We start from the raw sequence: 3129 nt of genomic DNA, 5'->3' as shown, positions 1-3129 counted from the left end.
CCGCGCCACACCGGACGCGCGGTGGGCGGGCGCAGCACGCGAAGTGCCAGACCGGGCGGGGGCCGATCGAAGGCCGAGTCGGCGGCACGCAGGCGGACGCGCAGTTCGCGCACCGCCTCGTCCGGGTCGTCGAGATCGGGGGGTGGCGGGTTCACCGAGCGACTCCTTCGTGCCGGTCCCGGCGACGAAACCGGCCCGCGGCGCCGCCCAGGTTGGTGCGCAGCCGGGTCAGCGCGCGCTCGCGCGAGCGCGAGACCGTGCCGCGATGCACGCCGAGGATTTCGGCGGCCTGATCGATCGTGTAGCCGTCGAGGTCGACGAGCAGCACCGCCGCCGCCTGCTTCGCGGGCAGCGAGCCGAGCAACCGCACGGCCTCCCACTCGGCCTCGCGGCGCGAGATGGGATCGCCGTCGGCGGACCTGGCCCGCTCCCCCGGTTCGGGAGGCTCCGGCAGCAACACCTGCCGGCTGCGGACGCGCCACATGTCGCGGGTGACGCTCACCAGGGCCCGGAACGCGTACGCGTAGGGCTCGGGGTGGCCGAGCAGGCGCTCGGGTCTTCGGGCCAGCTTCAGGTAGGTCTCGTGCACCGCGTCTTCCGCGTTGCCCTCACCGGCGAGCAGTACGGCCCGCCGATACAGCCGAGGGAGCAGGCCGCAGAAGAGCGCGTCGAATCCCTCGTCCCCCACCCGTGCGTCCATGGGCCATTGGTAGCCAACCGACGGGCTGCTCCGCGTGCTCCGAACGGGTGCATCCGGGGGGCTCGTCGGCGCACTGTGGGGGCGGTCAGCCCTTGTCGAGGTACTCCGCGCGCTCGTCGTCGAGGATGCTCGCGAGGGCACTGCGCAGGTCGGGATGCCCGGTCAGTTCCGGGTCGGTCTCGATGATCGCGCCGGCCTCCTCGCGGGCGGCCACGATCAGGTCCTCGTCGCGGACCACCTCCAGCATCCGCAGCGACGAGCGCGAGCCGGACTGCGCGTCGCCGAGCACATCGCCCTCGCGGCGTTGTTCGAGGTCGATCCGGGACAGTTCGAAGCCGTCCAGGGTCGCGGCGACCGCGTCCAGTCGCTCGCGGGCGGACGTCCCGCCGGGCATCTCGCTGACCAGGAGGGTCAGGCCGGGAGCGCTGCCACGACCGACTCGGCCGCGCAACTGGTGCAGTTGCGAGACGCCGAACCGGTCGGCGTCCATGATCACCATCGCGGTGGCGTTGGGGACGTTGACGCCGACTTCGATCACGGTGGTCGCGACCAGCACGTCGAGGTCGCCGGCGGTGAAGCGGCGCATGACGTCGTCCTTGTCGTCGGGCGTCATCCGGCCGTGCAGGACGGCGATCCGCAGGCCGGCGAGCGGGCCGGCCTCCAGCATCGCGGCGACGTCGAGCACCGCGAGCGGGGGGCGGCGCTCGTCCGCGCCGGTGTCGGCGTCGGCGCCGATGTCGTCGGGGTCGTCGAGATACGCCTCGGGCGGCAGATCCTCGGCGGTGGCCTTCCCGGCCTTCCCGGCGTTCGCCTTCGGCTTGCCCTTGGCCTTGGTCTTCTTTCCGGCCTTCTTCGGGTCGTCCTCCTCGTCGCCGATCCGCGGGCACACCACGTACGCCTGGTGGCCGTTGTCGACCTCCTCGCGCACCCGCTGCCACGCGCGGTCGAGGAAGTGCGGCTTCTCCTTGGCGGGCACCACGTGGGTCGCGATCGGCGATCGGCCGGACGGGAGTTGGGCCAGGATCGAGGTCTCCAGGTCGCCGAACACGGTCATCGCGACGGTGCGCGGGATCGGTGTCGCGGTCATCACGAGCAGGTGCGGCGGGCGCTTGCCCTTGCTGCGCAGCGCGTCGCGCTGTTCGACCCCGAAGCGGTGTTGCTCGTCGACCACGACCAGGCCCAGGTCGTGGAACTCGACCTTGTCCTCGATCAGCGCGTGCGTGCCGATCGCGATGCCGGCCTCACCGGTGACCAGGTCCAGGAGCGCGGCGCGACGCGCCGGCACGCCCATCGAGCCGGTGAGCAGGGTGACCTTGGTGCCGATCTCGGACCCGCCGAGCATGCCGGTGCCCTCGGCGAGCGGCCCGAGCATCTCCACGATCGACCGGTAGTGCTGCTGTGCGAGCACCTCGGTCGGCGCCAGCAACGCGGTCTGCCCGCCGGCATCCACCACGGTGAGCATGCCCCGCAGCGCGACGAGCGTCTTGCCGGCTCCTACCTCGCCTTGGAGGAGACGGTGCATGGGGTGTTCGGTGGACAGGTCGGTTTCGATCTCGGCGCAGACTTCCTTCTGGCCGTCGGTGAGTTCGAACGGCAGGCGGGCGTCGAAGGCGTCGAGGATGCCGTCGGCGCGGCGCGGGCGAGCCACCGCGGGTTGGGCGCGGGTGTCGCGCCGGCGGCGGGCCAGGGCGATCTGGAGGACGAACGCCTCGTCCCACTTGAGCCGGTCCTTGGCCGTGCTCACATCGGCCCAGGTCTGCGGCCGGTGGATCTCTACCAGGGCCCGGGCCAGGTCGGGCATGCCGCGGCGCTCGCGCATCTCGGCGGGCAGCGGGTCGCCGATCTCGCCGAGCGTGTCCAGGGCCATGCCCACGCACTGGGCGACCTTCCAGGACGGCATCGCGGCGGCGGCCGGGTACACCGGGATGAGGGCGTTCGCGAACATGTCCGCGACGCCTTCCTCTGCGTCCTCGCCGACGAGTTGGTAGTCGGGTTGGCTGAGTTGGATCGCGTTGTTGAAGCGACCGATCTTGCCCGCGAACAGGCCGCGGCGCCCCGGGCGCAGCTCCTCTTCGCGCCAGCCCTGATTGAAGAAGATCAGGGTGAGCTTGCCCCGACCGTCGGTGACCTCGACCTCCAGGAGGTTGCCGCGCCGGTTGCGGAACTGGCGCTTGTTCACCTTGGCGATCTCGGCCATGACGGTGACGTGTTCGTCCTTCTCCAGGTCGGAGAGGGAGGCCAGATCGGTCAGGCGCCCGCGCTCCGCGTAGCGCCGGGGGTAGTGGCGCAGCAGATCACCGACGGTGTCCAACTTGAGGGACTTGGCCAACACCGTCGCCGTACGGTCGCCGACGAGTTTCTTGAGCGGTTCGTCAAGGCGCGACATGCTGCCCAACGGTACTGGGCGGGGGTGTCATTTTCTGGGTGGT

At 71.4% G+C, this 3129-nt stretch carries 2 protein-coding genes; both read right to left on the bottom strand.

Going from position 1 to position 3129, the window contains the following annotated elements:
• Positions 1-151: 151 nt before the first annotated feature.
• Complete coding sequence (locus tag GT354_RS37270; protein ID WP_161360816.1) at positions 152-700, bottom strand: RNA polymerase sigma factor; 549 nt, start codon at positions 698-700, stop codon at positions 152-154.
• Between the two features lie 85 nt (positions 701-785).
• A complete protein-coding gene (recG, locus tag GT354_RS37265) occupies positions 786-3086 on the bottom strand; it encodes an ATP-dependent DNA helicase RecG (protein ID WP_161360815.1) in 2301 nt (766 codons plus the stop codon).
• Positions 3087-3129 lie beyond the last annotated feature (43 nt).

The sequence above is a fragment of the Streptomyces sp. SID3343 genome, from assembly GCF_009865215.1.
Lineage (GTDB): Bacteria > Actinomycetota > Actinomycetes > Streptomycetales > Streptomycetaceae > Embleya.
Note: the sequence above shows the minus strand (reverse complement) of the source record. Positions and strands in the feature narration are given on the sequence as shown.